20 protein-coding genes are annotated in these 17,558 nt (G+C 66.1%); 7 read left to right on the top strand and 13 right to left on the bottom strand.

Annotated features, from left to right (window positions below; all coding sequences use genetic code 11):
- The first annotated feature begins 142 nt into the window (after positions 1 to 142).
- Genes GGR11_RS13495 through GGR11_RS13480 form a run of 4 tightly spaced genes read left to right on the top strand, consistent with a single transcriptional unit; the run spans position 143 to position 2,221 of the window.
- Positions 143 to 499, top strand: coding sequence for a hypothetical protein (locus GGR11_RS13495; RefSeq protein ID WP_183197702.1), 357 nt, complete (start codon positions 143 to 145; stop codon positions 497 to 499).
- Complete coding sequence (locus tag GGR11_RS13490) at positions 499 to 1,395, top strand: hypothetical protein (protein WP_183197701.1); 897 nt, start codon at positions 499 to 501, stop codon at positions 1,393 to 1,395. Before GGR11_RS13495 ends, GGR11_RS13490 begins: the two co-directional genes overlap by 1 nt.
- Entirely contained in the window at positions 1,392 to 1,790 is a 399-nt protein-coding gene (locus tag GGR11_RS13485) for a hypothetical protein (protein ID WP_183197700.1), read from the top strand. Before GGR11_RS13490 ends, GGR11_RS13485 begins: the two co-directional genes overlap by 4 nt.
- Entirely contained in the window at positions 1,787 to 2,221 is a 435-nt protein-coding gene (locus GGR11_RS13480; RefSeq protein ID WP_183197699.1) for a hypothetical protein, read from the top strand. The genes GGR11_RS13485 and GGR11_RS13480 overlap by 4 nt, the downstream gene beginning before the upstream one ends.
- 2 nt (positions 2,222 to 2,223) lie before the next feature.
- Here GGR11_RS13480 and GGR11_RS13475 read toward each other — a convergent pair whose 3' ends face one another.
- The 4 genes from GGR11_RS13475 to GGR11_RS13460 form a co-directional block, all read right to left on the bottom strand.
- Positions 2,224 to 2,799, bottom strand: coding sequence for a hypothetical protein (locus tag GGR11_RS13475; protein ID WP_183197698.1), 576 nt, complete (start codon positions 2,797 to 2,799; stop codon positions 2,224 to 2,226).
- 139 nt (positions 2,800 to 2,938) lie between these two features.
- Complete coding sequence (trbB, locus tag GGR11_RS13470) at positions 2,939 to 3,895, bottom strand: P-type conjugative transfer ATPase TrbB (protein WP_183197696.1); 957 nt, start codon at positions 3,893 to 3,895, stop codon at positions 2,939 to 2,941.
- Complete coding sequence (locus GGR11_RS13465) at positions 3,895 to 4,332, bottom strand: hypothetical protein (RefSeq protein WP_183197694.1); 438 nt, start codon at positions 4,330 to 4,332, stop codon at positions 3,895 to 3,897. The genes trbB and GGR11_RS13465 overlap by 1 nt, the downstream gene beginning before the upstream one ends.
- A complete protein-coding gene (locus GGR11_RS13460; protein WP_246331808.1) occupies positions 4,325 to 5,065 on the bottom strand; it encodes a type IV secretory system conjugative DNA transfer family protein in 741 nt (246 codons plus the stop codon). Before GGR11_RS13460 ends, GGR11_RS13465 begins: the two co-directional genes overlap by 8 nt.
- Before the next feature lie 500 nt (positions 5,066 to 5,565).
- Between GGR11_RS13460 and GGR11_RS13455 the strand changes: the two genes are divergently transcribed.
- Positions 5,566 to 5,940, top strand: coding sequence for a YkvA family protein (locus GGR11_RS13455; protein ID WP_183197690.1), 375 nt, complete (start codon positions 5,566 to 5,568; stop codon positions 5,938 to 5,940).
- Positions 5,941 to 6,114: 174 nt separating this feature from the next.
- Here the strand turns inward: GGR11_RS13455 and GGR11_RS13450 are convergent, their stop codons facing one another.
- The 4 genes from GGR11_RS13450 to GGR11_RS13435 form a co-directional block, all read right to left on the bottom strand.
- A complete protein-coding gene (locus tag GGR11_RS13450; RefSeq protein WP_183197688.1) occupies positions 6,115 to 6,258 on the bottom strand; it encodes a hypothetical protein in 144 nt (47 codons plus the stop codon).
- A 198-nt stretch (positions 6,259 to 6,456) separates the two neighbouring features.
- Positions 6,457 to 6,921 (bottom strand): GcrA family cell cycle regulator, encoded by a 465-nt coding sequence (locus GGR11_RS13445; RefSeq protein WP_183197687.1) that lies wholly within the window; start codon positions 6,919 to 6,921, stop codon positions 6,457 to 6,459.
- 119 nt (positions 6,922 to 7,040) lie between these two features.
- Entirely contained in the window at positions 7,041 to 7,469 is a 429-nt protein-coding gene (locus tag GGR11_RS13440) for a single-stranded DNA-binding protein (RefSeq protein ID WP_183197685.1), read from the bottom strand.
- A gap of 33 nt (positions 7,470 to 7,502) precedes the next feature.
- The gene (locus GGR11_RS13435; RefSeq protein ID WP_183197683.1) at positions 7,503 to 7,859 is read right to left on the bottom strand and encodes a single-stranded DNA-binding protein; all 357 of its coding nucleotides are present in this window, start codon (positions 7,857 to 7,859) and stop codon (positions 7,503 to 7,505) included.
- Positions 7,860 to 8,060: 201 nt separating this feature from the next.
- On the opposite strand from GGR11_RS13435, the gene GGR11_RS13430 reads away from it, so the two are divergent.
- Positions 8,061 to 8,441: a hypothetical protein gene (locus GGR11_RS13430; RefSeq protein ID WP_183197681.1), complete on the top strand. Its 381-nt coding sequence runs from the start codon at positions 8,061 to 8,063 to the stop codon at positions 8,439 to 8,441.
- 7 nt (positions 8,442 to 8,448) lie between these two features.
- On the opposite strand, the gene GGR11_RS13425 is transcribed toward GGR11_RS13430, so the two are convergent.
- From GGR11_RS13425 to radC, 5 genes are all read right to left on the bottom strand, one after another.
- Positions 8,449 to 8,673 carry a hypothetical protein gene (locus tag GGR11_RS13425; protein WP_183197679.1) on the bottom strand — a complete coding sequence of 75 codons (225 nt, stop codon included), beginning with the start codon at positions 8,671 to 8,673 and terminating at the stop codon, positions 8,449 to 8,451.
- A gap of 68 nt (positions 8,674 to 8,741) precedes the next feature.
- The gene (locus tag GGR11_RS13420) at positions 8,742 to 13,004 is read right to left on the bottom strand and encodes a bifunctional class I SAM-dependent methyltransferase/DEAD/DEAH box helicase (RefSeq protein ID WP_183197677.1); all 4,263 of its coding nucleotides are present in this window, start codon (positions 13,002 to 13,004) and stop codon (positions 8,742 to 8,744) included.
- A gap of 167 nt (positions 13,005 to 13,171) precedes the next feature.
- Complete coding sequence (locus GGR11_RS13415) at positions 13,172 to 15,277, bottom strand: ParB/RepB/Spo0J family partition protein (RefSeq protein WP_183197676.1); 2,106 nt, start codon at positions 15,275 to 15,277, stop codon at positions 13,172 to 13,174.
- Between the two features lie 51 nt (positions 15,278 to 15,328).
- Complete coding sequence (locus GGR11_RS13410) at positions 15,329 to 16,234, bottom strand: toprim domain-containing protein (protein ID WP_183197674.1); 906 nt, start codon at positions 16,232 to 16,234, stop codon at positions 15,329 to 15,331.
- Between the two features lie 7 nt (positions 16,235 to 16,241).
- Positions 16,242 to 16,931 (bottom strand): RadC family protein, encoded by a 690-nt coding sequence (gene radC, locus GGR11_RS13405; RefSeq protein ID WP_183197673.1) that lies wholly within the window; start codon positions 16,929 to 16,931, stop codon positions 16,242 to 16,244.
- Between the two features lie 107 nt (positions 16,932 to 17,038).
- Here radC and GGR11_RS13400 point away from each other — a divergent pair, with 107 nt between their 5' ends.
- A complete protein-coding gene (locus GGR11_RS13400) occupies positions 17,039 to 17,461 on the top strand; it encodes a nuclease (protein WP_246331806.1) in 423 nt (140 codons plus the stop codon).
- Positions 17,462 to 17,558: the final 97 nt, after the last annotated feature.

Genomic DNA, 17,558 nt, shown 5'->3' with positions numbered 1-17,558 from the left:
GTCGAGGCGCGCGTTACGGGCGGCGACGCTGAGTTGTAATGCTATTGGACTCCTGAGTTATTGATGCTCTCAGGAGTTAGTTATCCAGGGCTCCTGACCTTCCGGCGGTTGTGATAAAGCTGGGTAAGGGGAGGATTTCTGAGTGGTGTTAATCGGACTTCTGGCCGCGTTGGCGGCTCCGTCAGAGACGTGGTTTTGCACGCTTAATGGTGACGGTGACGGTGAGGGCTATCAGTCTACCTACGTGGTCAGCAATGATCGCGTCATCGAGACCGGCCTGATGGCCTACGGCTATGAGATACTCGAAGACAATCCGGATCACCTGACGTTCGCGCGGTCCCAGTATAACGCCATGCTCAACGCGGGCTTCCGGCTCGATCAGGTGGCCGTCGTGGTGACCATCGACCGCTCGACGAACGGCGTGAAGAAAATCTTCCTCCAGGATCACGGCGAGAGGACTTCGATCCAGCATGGGACATGTCAGCCGATCGAAGTCTGATGACAGATGCTCTCGCTCAGCGGATGGCTGACCGTCTCAAGGCCCTGACCGAGGAGGAGCGGATCGCGCTCAATGAGGGTCAGATCGCGGAATCCGAACGCCAACACGCGGCATTCACCGCCGCTTTCGCTGAGGGTCGTTGCTCAGTCTGTGGCGACGGCCTCGACGTCTTCGATGAGAAGACACCCTGTCTCCATTGGTTTCTTAGACCGGCGGGCGTGAAGAAAAAGCACTATCCGGCAGTCGCCCAGGCTTTCGGGATGATGTCGATCCAAAGTTGGATGCGATGGGTGGCAAATGAGGGCGGCTGGGCGAAGAACATCGCTGACACCGCTGATGACGATCACGTGGTCCAGGTCACCGCCCGCTATGGCGATTACGCGTGGTCGATCTCATGCGGGAATTCGGACTTCGCCGGTCATTCCGGAAAAAACAGCAGCTTCCCCCACTACCATGTCCAGATGTCGATCAAGGATCGGCCTTTCATCAGCTACAGCGACTTCCATTTCCGCATCCACGACGACGAATTGACGATCCTCAAGGCCATCGCGGCGAGCGGGGTGAAGTCGAAGTTCATCCACGGTGAGAGCTTCGACGACCTCATGGCGGCGGTGGAGCCCGAATGGGTCGTCAACCTTCCGGTCGATCGGAGCGGCGATCAGTCAGGCGCGCCGTTCAAGATGGACACCATCATGATCGCCGATGATGGGACGACCATGTCGGGTGACGACATCTACAACCTCTTTGAGCGAGCCAAACGGGAGGGCGTGACGATGGCCAGTCTTGCTCACACCATTCCCAATGTTTCGGTCCAGACGCTGGTCAGCGAAGGTCCAGGCGTGATCGACCCCGCCCCGCGCGCGGGTGGTCGAGGCGGCAAAAGGAAAGAGCAATGATCGCTATCATCGCAGCCGCCCTGTTGATCCAGGCCGCGCCTCGGGAAGACCCAGGTTTCACGGACATCTGGAATGAGTATGGGTCAGCCATGGAAGCGGAAGGGATCACCCGTCGCATGGCGGCTCAGGCTTACACCTGGACCGAAGGCCAATATCACCTTGGCCTTTGCCGCCGGTATCTCGACCAGGATGACGTCACGTTCTGGCGAGAATGGTGGAAGAATACCCCGCTGGAGCAATCGGTCATGGGACGTCGCCTCCTGGAAGTCGGATCGACAAACTACACCGAAGGTCTTGAGGCAGCGGTGACCGAACCGATCACGTCGGCGCATTGTCAGCGGATCGCCGACAGTTGGTTTGCGGATATGAAACGCCTGACGGAGGAGCCGCAATGAGGATCGCCATCATCGCCGCAATGGGGCTCACCCTCGCGTCATGCACCCAAGGGCCGGACTCCAGCGTTTGCACCCCCATCATCGAACCGACACCGCCTAGCGATCCTGTCGCGGGCGTGGCTCAACGCGACACGCTCGAATGGTCGATGGGGAACGCTGAGCGGTGTCTTCACCGGAACGCCTATCGGCTCCACACTACGACCGATGAGGCCGACATCGTCGCTCGCGCCGTCGTCCAGGCTTGTGAGAGCGCGGTCGAGCGGGCGGTCAGCTATCGTCGAGCCCAAGCCTTCCAGGGCGAACCTCAGGGGACCCCGCTGGATGAGCGGTTCAAGGTCGGGGATGAGGCTGCGGCGGCGGCTCGCCGATCCTGGTTGGAGTTTGCTCTGATGAAGGTCGTCGAAGGTCGGGCTGGGCGGTGTAAGCCTTAATCCTACCGCGATGCGGTTTTGGCCGGGCCTTCGATAAGGGGTTTCGTGACCGTCTGAGCGGCGAAATTCAGATAAGCCAGCGCAGCCACGATCAAGGCGAGGATGGCACCTGAGAGGATCACCCAGGTCATCGGGTTTAGCTCATGCCACTTTTTCTGAGGCTTGAGCGCAAGGCGGTTTTGACCGTCATCGAAACGGGCTTCGAGCCGTTCCCTGACTTTGTCCAACTCCTCATCCATGTAGCGGTTGGTCGTGCGATGGCCATGAAATGCGGGGGGAATGCGCCGCCACGTCTTCGCATCTACGATGAAGCCTTCGATGAGATCGTGCGCCGATTTCCTGAGGTTGAGCTTGCTGAATTTCTGATCGGTCGCCTCTCCGCAAGCTATCAGCCAGTCATCAACCATCGCGTCGCCCGTCTTCTCGATAGCGGCGCAAATCTGGATGAAGTCGCGGTCCACATAACCGCCCGAGGCGATCTCGCCTCTTACGCGGTTGATGTCGATCTTGCCGTCACGGATAGCCGTTGTTTTGCGATGGCGGAAAATGTCGGTGAGCGTGTTGAGAGTCGAGGCCATCCCCGATCTGAGCCTTGAGTCGGTCCTTAGTCCAGCCGTGGCCTCAGGAACTAGGACACGAACCTAGAATGACAGTACCAAGGCGACATTTCGAACCGCCGCTTTGAGTCAAACTCGGTCTTCTCTGGTTCAGATCACATCAGGCGAGCGACGTGATCGCATAGCCATCGTCGCCCGACGGCTCGACACCGAGCACAGCTTGGACCTGCCGTCCGGCGGCAGTCCGCCGAATGTGGACAATGCGATCGACGGCCTGAGCGATCGCCCGACGCGGCGTTCGCGACGAAACCTCGGCGATCAGATCCTCCATGCGACGCAAGACATCGTCGGCCGAGTTGGCGTGGAGGGTCGAAAGTCCTCCGGGATGGCCCGTGTTCCAGCTCTTGAGCGTCTCCAAGGCCGCCGCCCCGTCGCGCATTTCGCCGACGACGATCCGATCGGGTCGCATCCGCAGCGCGTCACGAACCAGATCGACCACACCGATCGGGATCGGCTGGCGGCGCGTCAGGACCGACACGGTGTCCCAAGCTGAACACTGAAGCTCTGGCGTATCCTCAACGAGGAAGACCCGATCCTGGGCGAAGGCCGGTTCCGCAAGAACGGCGTTGGCAAGGGTGGTCTTGCCCGATCCGGTGCCTCCCGAGATGAGGATGTTGAGTCGCTGCTCCGCAGCGCCACGCAACACGGCTGCCTGTTGGTGGGTCATGGCTCCGTCGCGGACATAGTCCTCCAGACTCCAGATCACCGAGGGCCGTTTGCGGATCGAGAACGCAGGTGCGCTGGTGACGGGAGGCAGCATTCCTTGAAACCGCTCACCTGTGCCGGGCAGGACACCAGAGAGCCGGGGGTCATCGCGTGTGACGGTCTCGCCGACATAGTCGGCGATCAACCGGATCACCCGCTCCCGCGACTCGGCCGACAGGATCGCGCCCGTATCCATCCGCCCCTCGCCGCTGCGGTCGAGGATCAGACGGCCATCGGGATTAGCGAGGATCTCGACGACCGCCGGCTCGACCAGGGCCGCCAGAATGGTGTCGCCCAATGCATGGCGCAGCGCCTCGAGCTTGCGTTCGGCGATGATCGGATGGATCGCCATCAGTTGGTCTGGCCGAACGACCGCTCCTCATCAGGCACAGGACGTTCCCTCCGGCCGGCGACAATGCGGGCGGCCGTAGCGTCCAACAGGCGTTCGATCCGCCGATCGACGGCCGCCTGGACTGTGGGGTCTTCATCGACGATCGCGTCGGGGAGCCGGACGAAGAAGGCTCTGGCCACCTCGATCAACAGCTCCTGCACGATCTGCATGTCGCGGGCCGTGGATCGCATATGGTCGCGAAGGGACCGTTCAAGCTGCAGCAGGCGATCCTCGGGATCAGCCTGGGGACTCTTCTGCAGGCCACGGGCGATGGCCCGGCCCGCCGCCTGACTGAGCGGCATCTTGCCGCTGCGCGCCTCCCGATTGAGACCGGACACGACCTTGGGATCGGTCAGATAAACCTGCACGCGGGCGCTCGCCGCTTCTTTCCTAGCCATCGCCTAGACCTCGCAAATGATCGAGCGCCGCATCCTGCGCGGCCATCTCCTGCGCCACCCGCCCGTAGATATCGGCCACACGCGCGGCGACCTTCTTGTCGTCCATCGCTGCGGCCACTTCCTTGAACAGCGGCAGAGACGCCTCTGCGTCCTCGCCCAGACTGCGGCGACCGGCCCACGGGTGCGGAGCTCCGGGCGGCGCATCCAGCCGCTCTTCCTGGTCAGGCGCGTGGTCGCGCGCCCGCGTCCGAAACGGTTCGCGGACGTCATAGAGGAGCTTGGTCGTCCGCAGCGGTCGGGCGCCGGCGGCGAACACCAACTGGATGTCGTCCGGAAGGGCGCGGATCTCGCCCGGCTCCAGCAGCGGCCGCTCGATCTGGGACCGGGACACCGAGCTGCGCCCAGCTGCCAGCGCCGCCGGTGAACTGCGGCTGGTCCGGGTCTCCAGCACGGACCCCGTCAGCTTCGACACCTTGTCCTGCGTCAGAGGATCGAGCGCGCTGAAGGCGGTATAGATATGCAGGTTGTCGAGAATGGTGTTGTTGGCGCCGTAGGTCTCGACGATATCGTTCTGGAAATCCTCCAGCGCCGTGTCGGAGATGACGTCGATCAGCTCGGTCATGAGTGCGCGCCCGAGCTGTACCAGGGCGTCTTCCGTCGGAAGCGAACCGCTCTCATCCAGAGAGGCGGACAGGTTGGCCAAGGCGGAGGAGGCAGTGTTGAAGTGGGTCATTTGATCATTCCTTGAGATGAAGAAATGTCGAGCGCCCCATGCGCAACGACCCCGGTTTTCGCCACAGCGGGGTCCCCGGCAGTCACCGGAGCGGAGGGCCGCTTCCCCTCCGCGGAGGGGATAAGGCGAAGCCGTTGACTTCCGGGGTGCTGTGACAAAATCGGAGGGCGTTGTGTGGGGGCAAGTCGTCGTCGCCCCTTCGCGACGACGACACCATTCGGCGCCGCCGCGCCGATTCGGACGAACGGACATCGATCTTCCTGTCCGTCGACGTCGGCGGGCCGACGGCGCCGTCCCGCTCACGGATGCCTGCGGGCGCCGCAGGCAGTAGGTCAAACTGAGCTCCCAAGGGCCAGCTTTATTGCCCAACGCTCATGCGCAAGGTCGGAGATCAAGGCGACGTCTGCCCAACGCAATAACGAGCTCTGCTCCTGGCGCATGAGCCAACGACCGACTTCGACCCGTTGCATGCATCCGATAGTCCCGGCACAACCCAAGGCATGCTGACGCGGATCAAGTCATGGGCCAGAGACTTGAAGCGCGATGTTGTTGCTCTCTGGATCGCTGCGCGAAGTCCGCGCACGCCGATGGCTGCGAAGCTGGTGGCCGGCGCGGTCGCTGCCTACGCTTTGAGCCCTATTGACCTGATCCCTGACTTTATCCCGGTGCTCGGTTATCTCGACGACCTTTTGATTGTGCCGTTGGGGATTGCGCTCGCGGTTCGATTGATACCCGCCGCCTTGATGGTCGAGTTTCGGGCGGAAGCGGTTGCACTGGCAAAGCCGATCAACCGGCCCATGGCTATGGCGATAGTCGTCCTGTGGATCGTCGCGTGTCTAACCGCTGCGGCTTGGTGCTGGAGCAAGTTGCGCTAAACACTCCTTGGCGACTTCAAGAATGTCCACTTACGGATCCGTCGAAACAACGCTGATCACGATCGCTTGCAGAGCCCAAAAATCTGATCTCCCTAACCACCTGCGCCAGAACCTAGGGCGAAGAGATGCCGACACGGGTGGTGACAAGAAGATTTAGCCTATTACTGGTTCACTTCAGCCAGTCAGCCGCCAGCCACTCAGAAACGCCTCCATGGCGACCTGAACGGGACTGCTGATGTCGCGATTGCCGGCCTTCATTTCGGCCATGCGGGCCTCAAGCTTGTTCGGCGTGCCGCCCAGCCGAAGCGCGCGCGCCATGGTCAGCGGATCCCAGCCCAGAATTTGACGGCGACTTTCAACTCAGCGGCCGGAGCATCCATCGAGACCTCGTGCTGCCAGAGGCCGAACAGCGGGCGGCTCGATCTTGGCGGCCCGGAGAAAAGAGAAACGGCGACCTTGCGGAGGCCGCCGTTCAGATCGTCATGTCTCAAGACTGCAGCAAGGAGGTGGCGGGTCTCAGTTCAGCCGCGCCAGCCGATCGATGGTGCGGGGAGTGTCCGCCGCCGGCCGATAGGCGATGGCGGCATGCAAGGCACAAAAGGCTCCGCGCGTGACCGGCTGACCGCACAGACTGAAGTCAGCGGCTCCGGGCTCACCGAAAGGCCAACGGCACTGGCAGCGACGCACCGAGAGGACTGTGACCAGGCCATGCTCAGTCGCGGCTACGGGGCGAGCGTCGATCGGCCGGGCCGCCAGGGACCCGGTTGGTGCGAGGCGTGGCGGCTTCGGACCGGTGCCAGGGCGTTTGGGTGGGCGGCCGGGACGGCCCGCCGACAGACCCATGCGATGGACCTTGCCGAGCACGGCGCTGCGCGTGATGCCATTGGCGAGATCGAGGGCGATCTGTTCGGCGGTCTGGCCCGCGAGCCAGAGTGTCTTCAGACGACCGATGCGTTCATCGGTCCAGGCAGAGGCGGTCATGGGAAGCTCCGAGGCTGACGAGCCCGATCGGCTCGCCTTGCGCCGCCCTGCCTTTTCCTCCCGCCACAAAAGGAAAGCGGCCCGACGCTCGCGCATCGGACCGCCCTCATTTCCCGCCCCTAGAACGGGATATCGTCGTTCAGGTCGTAGCCGCTGGCCGGCTCGTGGACCTGGCGGCCTGAGGCGCCCTCGTCCTCGACGGCGGGCTCGGAAGCTTCGCGCCGGTTCTTCAGGCGGATATCCCCGACGATCACTCGCATGTCGTAGTGTTCGACACCGTCCTTGCCGGTCCAGGTGTCGTTTTCAACGTGACCCTGGATCACTACGCGGCTGCCCTTTCTGGCGAACGGGCCGATGTATTTCTCGGCCGTCGCCTCGTTGAAGCAGATGCAGTTGAAGCCGGTAGTGCGCTCTCCAGGCGTCCCGTCGGCCTTGCGGAAGCGGGTTGTCTCGAGCACTCGGAAGCTCGCCCGCTTCTTGCCCGTGCCTTGCGCGGCGAGGACGGAAGGGTTGGCGGTCAGATAGCCTTCGATGATCACGGTTTGCATGTCAGTCTCCTGAGAATTGAATGTTGAGATGGATCAGGCAGCGGCGCGGTCGGCGCTGGTGTCCTGGGTGTCGCGGTCTTCGGCCCAGTCGAGGACGGTGAGCCGGTTGACGACCAATTCCTTGGCCGTCCGCTCGGTCCCATTTTTGGCCGCGTAGGCGGTGTCGATGAAGGCGCCGATGACGACGGCCTCACATCCCTGCGCGAGGCCCCGGGCGATGACCTTTTCGTTCAGACCCTTCGACCAGCTCACGCAGTTGACGCCGACCAGCCGGTCCTTGCCGGCGGCGTCGACGCCGCGGCTCTCAAGCAGGCGAAACACCGCCTTGCCGAAGTCGTCGGTGATCTGGGGGTCGGCCGCCAGTCGGCCGGTGAACATCACGTTTTGCATGTCAGTCTCCTTGATACCGAAGCCGCCTAGGGAGCCGATCTCCCCAATCCCGCTTCGCCCGGAAACTCCCTTCCTCCCGCCCCCTCCTCCGACCGGGCCTCCGCCCGGCCGGGGCTGTCGAGGACCGACGGATGTCTGAGCATGGAGACGCCGTGTTAGACTGGTCGCCGCTTCATCGCGGACGATCCAGGGAAAGACGACATGGACGAGCAGACTCTGTCGGCGAAGGACACACGCGATCTCGAACGGATGACCAAATCCATCGTCGAGATCTGCGTGCGCAATACGGGTCTGGAGGACCTGCACGCGGGACGGTTCCCGGTGTCACACACCGGCGACTTCAGCGACGTCACCGTGCGGACGCCGGACGGCGACATCCCCTGGACCGAACTCAGCCGGATTTCCGATCCCGAAATGAAGGCGCTCATGATCGAGGTCGTCGATCGCGTCTTCACCTACATGCGCTACTCCGAGGCGCTCGCCGCGATCCCGGGTGGGCGCACGTGGGACCGACCCAAGCTGGATGAAAACCTGATGAAGACCGTGCGTCGCCGACAGGCCCAGCGCGCCGAAGAGGCGTAGGCCCGACCTAGATCCCCGCCGGAACGGAGGCGAGCCATTGCCGGAAGGCGGTAGCGTCGGCCGCAGACCCGAAATGGTAGTTGTCGCCACTGCCGTAGAACCAGCCGGGGCCGGCCCTGGCCTCGAGCCAGGCGACCATCCGCTGAGGATCGCCCGCGCCCCGGCTCGCCAGACTCAGCTGCGAGATCGGTTCCTTGGCGCGAGCCCATTCCATCGGCGTCAGTCTGTTCATCGCCAAGGCCAGGACGACTGTTCGGCGGCGCTGTCGATCCGACAGCGCCGGGTCTCCACATGAACCTGTCAGGCTGCGGCGCCGTCGAGGACCGCGCCGACGGGATGGCGACGCAACACCGCCTCGATGACTTTCGGCTGGTCGACCGGTGCGAACACCCGAGGGGTGAAGGCGATGATCTCCACGAAACAGCCCAGGGCGACCAGAGCGTCACGATCCGTCCGACCCCCGACCACCTCGATGCGCCAGCGATCCATGACCCGGGACCGCTTCAGCCACAGCCCGCCCTCCAGCGACAGCTGGACGTTGCGGTCCAGGATCGTCGCGGCTGTTCTGGCGCCATCCGCCCAGACTTCGGCGACATCGGTCAGGCCCAGGCTCGTCTTGAGGGCGCGGGCCTGGACGGCGTCCAGCACCCGACCGAGCCAACGGCGCCCGTCGGGCGCCCGCACGCGGCGGACCGAGCAGCCTCGCGCCGGCAACCGGCCCCAGATCGGCAGCAACAACCCGGTCGCGAGGGTGAGTTCGCGCGTTCGCCATGGATCGGTTCCGGCGACCTCCTCGTCCCAGACCCGACGCCAGGCCGAGCGTTCCGCAGGCTTCCACGCGGACTCCTCGAACGTCTTCTCGGCCATCGTCTGGCGGTCGTCGGGACGAACCAGCCGCACGGCGGTGATCAGCCGGTTCTCGTCCGTCGAGGTGGTCAGGCCCAGTTCAGCGATCGCGGCGCGGCCCGACTTCTCGTTTATAACCAGCCGGTGGGCGACGTCCTCCGCCCAGGTCAGGGCATCGTCCGAGACAAGGAGCTCTCGTCGGACCTTGAGCGAAAAGGTCATCAGAGCCGTCTCGGCGCCGGTGGAGACATCGGTCCGGATGACCTCCTGATCCGTCACCTCCAGTTCCTCGGCCTCGATGTCTTCCAGACCGCGATCCAGATCACCAGAAGCTGCGGCGCGCTCGAGGATGCCGGACAGGATCCGGTCGAAGTCCGCGAACAGAGCGTTCTGGTCGGCGATGCGCAGCGCCAGCAACCGGTTGAGGAAGGTGTGGATGGGCGGCAGGTTGTCGGAGGGTTTCAGGCCGCCGTCGTCATCGAGCAGCTTCAGGCTCGTCCTGGCCATGAAGGTCTCCAGCGTCATCGACGACAATTCGTCGAAGGCCAGCGCGCCGTAGAAGACCAGCAGAGCCCGGCGCGCCCAGGGGCTCTCCAGATTGTCCTCGGCCCGGAACAGCCCGGCCCCGGCGGTTCGGCGCTCGCCTCTGGTCAGGGCGCCGAGTGAGTCCAGCCGACGGGCGATCGTCGAGGTGAACCGCTTCTCGCCCTGGATGTCGGTGGTCACCGGCCGGAACAGGGGCGCGGAGGCCTGGTGGGTGCGGTGGCTACGGCCCAGACCCTGGATGGCGGCGTCGGCGCGCCAACCCGGCTCGACCAGATAGTGGACCCGCCGCTGCCGGTTCGGAACCGAGAGGTCCGAATGATAACTGCGCCCCGTTCCACCGGCGTCGGAAAAGATCAGCACCCGTTTGCGCCCCGACATGAAGGCGTCGGTCTCGGCCCGCGCCGCCGAAGCGCCGCGCCGCTCGACGACGCGACGACCGTCGCGCACCACCACCCGGCGCGACCGGCCGGTGATCTCGGCGACGGCGTCCGTGCCAAAGGCCTCAAGAAGGGCGTCGAGGACTCCGGGAACTGCGGGCAGACAAGCCATCTTCCCGATCAAGGCTTCGCGCAAGACGAGCGCCTCCTGACTGACGGCGGGCCGTCCTTCGTCCATGACCGGGACCATGGTGACAATGCCGTCGTCATCCTCGATCGCCTCCATCAGGTGGATGGGGAAGGCCTCACGGAGGTAGTCGAGGACGTATTCGCGCGGTGTCAGGTCGATCGAGAGATTGTTCCACTCCTCGGGCGGGATGGACGACAGCCTCCGCTCCATCACCGCCTCATTGGTCGAGACGATCTGGACCACGGCCGATCGGTCCGAGGCGAGGTCGTCGCGGATGGACGCAATCAGGCTGGGCGCCTTCAGCCCGGCCAAGAGGTGACCGAAGAACCGCAGCTTGGCGCCCTCGAATGCGGAGTGGACCGCAGAAGCCGCCTGGCCGCTCTTCGCCTTGCCATCATCGTCATTGAGGCCGGTCGCCTTGAGCGCCTCGGCCAGGTTGGCGTGGATCAACTGGAAAGCGTCGGCCCAGGCGTCCCAGATGCCGATGTCGTCCGGCGTCAGCGGATGAACCAGCGGGTCGTATTCGACGCCCTCGAACGACAGGCTCCGCGCCACATAGAGCCCGAGCGCCTTGAGCTCGCGCGCGACCAGTTCCATGGCCGCGACCCCGCCCCGGTCCATGGCGTCGAGGAAGTCGGCGCGGGACATGAAGGGCGCTTCCGGCCCGCCCCATAGACCCAGCCGGGCGGCATAGGCGAGGTTCTCCGCCGTGGTCGCGCCGGTCGCCGAGACATAGAGGATCCGGGCATTCGGCAGCCGGTTCTGCAGGGCCAGCCCGGCCATGCCCTGAAGCGAGGCCTTCTTCGTTCCCCGCGCGCCCTTGCCGCCCCCGGCCGCATTGGCCATGGCGTGGGCCTCGTCGAAGGCGATGACGCCGTCGAAGTCCTCCCCGAGCCAGGTGACGATCTGGTCGAGACGGGACTGCCGCCCGCCACGCGCCGGCTGGCGCATGGTCGCATAGGTCGTGAACAGGATCCCGCGATCCAGCCGGACGCCGTCGCCCTGCTTCCAGCTCGACAGCGGCACGACGTCGTGGGCGCCGCCGCCGATCGCGCCCCAGTCGCGGCGGGCGTCCTCCAGTAGGGCGTCGTTGCGCGACAGCCAGAGCGCCCTCACCCGACCCTGGCTCATGTTGTCGGCGACGATCGCCGCGATCTGGCGGCCCTTGCCGCAGCCGGTGCCGTCGCCGAGGAAGAAGCCGCGCCTAAGTTGGATCACGTCCTCCTGATCGTCGCGAACGAGGATGACCTCATGGGCGGCCTCGCCGAGACGGAACCGGCCGGGCAGGAAGGCCGCGTGGGCCTCGCCGGCGTAGATCACCGTCTCCGTCTGGGCGTCGGAAATCCGGCCCGCGTCGCGCAAGCTGGGCGGCAACACCGGCCGATACGTCGGCGCAGGTGGAGCGACGGAAGCCATTGGGCCTGACTCGACCAGGGGCGAAGGATGGGGCCGGGGATCAGGAAGGACCATCCGCGCCAGAGCATGGGCCTGATAAAGGCCAACGTCGCGGCCTTCCCCTGCCCAGGGCCGCACCTCGTAGGCCAAGGGCGTTGAGCTGGCGAGGAACGCCAGTCGGCCTGCGGGAAGCGCGAGACCTCGCTCGCGCGGGGCCAGGAAGGCTGCGGCGTCCAGCGTCAACCGTGCTCGCGGACGGGCGGTGGCGCGATCCGGGAGGCGCGCCAGGACCCGGGCGGTCGCCTCCAGATCTTCGGGCTGATGAAGAAGGCCGTCCCAGATCCCTGTCCCCCCCCGATCCATGACCAGAAGGCCGGTTTCCACCGACGTACCGTGCTTGGCGAAGGCCCGCGCCGGAAAGGCCACGGCGGCGACCATAGCGCCGTGCCGTTCCAGAGCCCGTCTCAGATCGGTGTCGGCGAGGGCGGTGAGCGGCACGATCGCCGCCATCCGTCCGCCATCGGCCAAGACCTTCAGCGACGAGATGAGATGAGCCTGAAGATCCGAGAAGGGCGGATTGCAGACCACGACGTCGAACGATCCGGCGTCCGTCAGGAGATCGGGCAAATGGCGGCCGTCGTGCCGCCGGCGCGTCGCATTGGGGAACAGCCCGTCGAGCAGCGAGGCGCGCGTGGGCGCAAACTCATTCAGCGTCAGGCTCCCTCCGCACGCTTCCGCGACTACAGCCAGCAATCCGGTCCCGGCCGAGGGCTCCAGCACGAGGTCGGCCGGCCGAACCTGCGCCGCCAGCACCGCGAGCGCTGCGAGCTGGGGTGGGGTGGAGAACTGGTCCAACGCCACCTGTTCCTCGCTGCGCCGGCTGTGGGTCAGGCCGAGCGCGGAGACTCCGGCGAGCAGCGCGGCGATCTCGGCTGGCGCATCCTCGAGCCGCGCAATCTGGGGCGCGAGACGGCGGATCTGAAGCACGGTCGCCGCCTCGATGGCGTCATAGGCGTCGCGCCAGGTCCAGCCGCCCTCGGCGTCCGACGCCCCGAAGGCGGTGGTCATGACGTCGGCCACGAGGCGTCGATCCAGCGGGCGGGAACGGGCGAGGTGGATGGCCAGGGCGCGGGCGGCCGCCAGGATGTTGGCCGTGGCGTCCCCGATCGTGGCGTCGGCGAACAGGGACAGGTTGCGGGTCTTGGACATGGGAAGGCTCCGAGCGCCTGGAGCGGAGGGCTCCTCCCTCTCGGTCCTCCAGGCTCGCTTCGCCTCGCCCTTCCTCCGTCTCCCGGCAGTTGGACCCGCGCTGATGGCGACAACAGAAAAACACCGCCCCGGCAGATCGCCGGAGCGGTGTTTGCGTAGACGCACGATCAGGCGGCGGCAGAGTCCAGAGCCGCCTCGCCCGCCGGTGTGACGGCGAAGGCGCCAGCCCCTTCGTCGTCCTCATCGACCTCACCCCCATCTTCGCCGGATGCGGGGACGACGTCCTCGTCCGCGATGTCCGGGCCGTCCGGGTCGCTATCGGCATCGACCGGAGCGGCCCAGGACAGGGCGGCCGGGGCCCATGTCCGGTTCGCGGCCTGTTCGGCGACCCAGTCGACCAGCTCGGTCTTGCGGAGCGTCTTCGCCCGCTCGTCCTCGGCCCCCATGGTCTCGAGCATCCCCGTCAGCAGGCCCTTGGAATGGGGCTGCAGGAAGGGGGCGTCGGGCGTCCAGTGCAGGGTGATGTCCGCGTGGCACAGCGCCGCCAGTTCCGCCGCCTCGGCCCGGGCGCTGCGCCGGATCGAGAAGGTCTTTTCCTCGCGAACATCGAGGCTGATGGCGGTCAGTTCCGCCAGCAGTCCCATCTTCTCGCCGTGAGCAAGCCCATGCACCCAGCTGATCACCGTCTTGCCGGACGCTTCCCAGGCCGTACGGCGATCTTCGAGCCGGCGACGCACGTCCCCGTCGAGGGTCTCAATGACCCGGCCATTGGCCGGATTGAACCCACAGGCCGTGATGGCCAGGGCTGAGTCCACGCGCCCGATGTGGGCGCGCCGGACGAGGACGGTGAACAGCCGGGCGATCAAGGCCGTCAGCGCCGCCCCGGGATCGTCGGCCAAGGCGCGGATCAGGCCGCGCGTCGCTACATCGGTCCGCACGGCGTGAAGGGCGTGGTTGACGCCATCGGTCTCCGGCTCCGGAGCCTCGACTTCCGGCGGGACATAGGCCAGTGGCGCCGAGGTCCGACGCGCGGCCTCCGGCGCGGCGTCCTCATCCTCTTCGTCGATCTCGGGTTCCTCGAGCGTGTAGCAGCGGACTTCGACGCCTGCCTCCGCGGCCGGCCACAGGACCAGCGTCGTCACGACCCGGCCCCCGCATCCAGTCTGGTCTGATGCGATCTTGGCGTGGATCATATCGACGATCGCCAGATCGGCGACGTCGGGGTGCTCGACGTCCGCCAGGGCGATTCGCGCCTTCTCTGTCCGATCGTTGAACACCTCCCGCTGCGCCCGGTAGCGCGCCATCTCTTCGGCGGGGAGTGAACCGCCATACACATAACCGAGCGCCTCAAGATCATCGGGAAGCTCTGGCTCCGGGCCAGCGGTCACGTGAACCGAGATCCCTTCGGCCTCGAACACGGCCGCGATCCCGCGTGCGCGACGGGTCCACACGGCGGTCAGAATGTCCGGGTCGAGCAGAACAGGCGGCAGTTCGCCGAACAGGTCGGTCTCGGTGCGGCCTCCGGCGTCGGCATAGGCCCGAGGATCGACCAGGGCGCAGCGGCGATCGCGCGTGGTGACCCGGCTGTCGTCGAGACGTTCGCTGACCCGCCATTCCTGGAACCCATGGCCGTCCAAGGTCATCTGGGCGAGATCCTCCTGCTCTTGGCGATCCGGCAGCCGTGCCAGCAACCGGGTCTGGCGAAGGGTGATGCGGCCCGCCTTCAGCGCCACCAGAGCGGCGGGCGCGACGCCGGACAGGACCGCCAATCGCTTGATCTCGATCTCGTCGTAACCGAGTGCCCGCGCCATGGCCGTGATCGTCAGCTTCGACTTCAGCATCCGGCCGATGGCCGCGATGACATCGGCCACGTGGACCGGAACGGCGGTGTTGGTCAGCAGCACCGCCGCCGCCTGGCGAGCCGGATCGGTCTCGACATACGTGCGGACCGGATAGTCCTCGTCGATGTCGCCGGCCTCGAGCAGGATCGCCAGGGCCAGGCGGCGCCGGCGGCCGTCGAGGGCCATGAAGGCCTGCTCCTTCTTGCCGCGGCCCGGGCGAACGGTGACGGGCTGAAGCTGTCCGGCCGCCTTCAGGGTGGCGGCCAGGGTCGGAATGTCCTCGTCCGGCGGTTCGCCATAGCGCAGGTTCTCTCGCGCGATGCCGAGATCGCCGAGACGGACGATGCGCTCCACGGGCGTGAAGATGACGGCCGGGGTCGTGGTTTCTGGAGCCGGGGTTGTGGGGGTGATGGCGGGAACGAGGGCGGTCATGAGGTCTCTCCTGCCGGGCGACGGAGTCCATCCCCGCCGCTCCGGCGCCCCTCAGCCCCCTCGCTCCTTCCTTTGCGATGCCGCCGCGACCGCGACCTCGTTCCAGTCGCCGAACGGCGGCTCGGGCCATGACACCTCTACCTCAAGACCGTCATGGACCAGGCGGCGGCGCAGCCGGGCCGCCGCAGCCTCACCGGCCTCCCCCCGGTCGGCGGCGATCAGGACCCTGCGCACGCAGGCGGGCGGGCACCAGACGGCGAGGTTGTTGGCGGCCATGAGGGCCCAGCCGGGAAGACCGAACCGGTCCATGGCCGATAGGGTCGTGACCACGCCTTCGCCGACCAGCATGTATTCGGCGGCAGGCGAGAGGCGAACGGCTGCGCCGGGGGGCACCTGACCCACGGTCTTACGAGCCAGGCGCAAGCCGGCAGCGAGCAGCCCATTGGTCTCGAGATAGGTCAGTTCGACGGCCGTCAGACGATCGTCGGCGTCGCTGATCCGGGCGATCAGAGCCGGACGCATGCGTCCGCCGGTCCGATAGACCGACAGTGGCGCGGAGGAATGTAGGCGGAGATTGGAAGCGGCGGCTCCGGCCGAGACCACGCGGCGCCGCAGATAGAGACCCGCCGGACCATGGGGGGGTCGCTCTGTCGTCGCGGTCCACAGACGCGATGCAGTCTCGATACGAAGGCGACGATCCGGCCTGGGCGCAGAGGACCGCCCACGCCCGCCGCCGGTGAGCCGGCCGGCGTCGTCGATGAAGCCTCGAACGCGAAGGTCATCCCGGGCGGCTCGCCAGTCGGCGCCGCCAAACCCGTGGACGATGACCCGATCATCGGCCAGCATCAGCGAAACCGATCGGTCCGCCGCGCTATGGCCGGGCGCGGGGATGCTGGCGCGGGAGCCCCCGGCGTAAAGGTCGCCGCCCAGGGCGGCGACGATGGCGTGAAGGGTCATGGCTACCTCAGATCAGCCCGAGCTGTTTGAAGCTCGTGGTGCCTTGGCGGCCGATGACGAGATGGTCGTGAACCTGCAGGCCGAAGACGCGTGCCGCCTCGACGATCTGCCGGGTCATTTCGATGTCGGCGCGCGAGGGCGTCGGATCGCCGGACGGATGGTTGTGGACCAGAATGAGCGCGGAGGCCGAGACCTCGAGCGCGCGCCGGATGACTTCCCTGGGGTAGACCGGCGCGTGGTCAACGGTCCCTTCTGCGAGGAATTCGTCCCGAAGGAGGACGTTCTTTCGATCCAGGTAAAGGGCGCGGAACTGCTCCCGGGGCGCGTGGGCCAACGCTGAGCGGACATAGTCCAGAAGGGATGACCAGGACGACACGACGGGACGTCGGCAAGCCTCCGACCGGGCCAGGCGAACACTCAACCGCTGCAATAATTTGAGGTCGGTGATCGTGGTCGCATTTAGTGAAGCGGCCCGGGCGAGTTCCGGCGGGTCGGCAGCGACAACGGCTGCGACCGAGCCGAAGACCTCCAGCAAAGTCTCAACGGTCCGGGGAATGTCACGCTGTGGCAAGGTGCGTGTCATCAGCAGGGAGAGTAGGGACGCGTCGTCCAGCTCCGGCTGAAGGTCTGTCGGCAGCTCAAGCGACGCCGAGAGACGATCGTAAGGCTGGGGCGTCGATGAGGGCAAGCGTCGCATCACGGGCTCCTGGACTGTTCCACCCCCGCTCGGGGCGGCCGCCTCCGCCCTTCCTTTTTCTCCGATTCACTGTTGTCGAGGTACGGCGCGGGCTTCAGGTTGGGCTCATGAAATGGCCCTTCATGCTCGCCGGCCTGCTCCTTGTCGGCCTGGTCCTCGCTCCGGCTGTCGCCCTTGCCGATCCTTGTGAAGGGCGATTGCCGGCCCGCGCCGGTGAGCCTTTCGCGGGCGTGGTCCGCTACGTCGGAGACGGCGACAGCCTTTGCCTTGGCGCAACCAATGACCCCGCGACCTGGATCGAGGTCCGGCTCTCGGACTTCGACGCTTCCGAGCTTCACAGCCCCACCGGCACGGTCGATCGCGACCGGCTCTCCAACCTCGTTCGTGGACGCAATCTGGATTGTGTGGCCGTGCGGGGCCGCAATGGTAGGGTCGTCGTCTACGATCGGGTGATAGGCGCGTGCCGGCTGAATGGCCGCCGCGTTGGAGATCTTTTGCGACAGGCCGGCGGCCGCGAAGGCGGCAACTAAGTCCCGGAAGGCAGTACGACAAGCGGATCCGCTCCGCTTGCGCGAGACGAGCGGGCGCGGAAGACGTGGTGTGGCGCTCTCTCCCCTGGGCAAGCCG

Source organism: Brevundimonas mediterranea (assembly GCF_014196125.1).
Classification (GTDB): Bacteria; Pseudomonadota; Alphaproteobacteria; order Caulobacterales; family Caulobacteraceae; genus Brevundimonas; species Brevundimonas mediterranea.
Note: the sequence above shows the minus strand (reverse complement) of the source record. Positions and strands in the feature narration are given on the sequence as shown.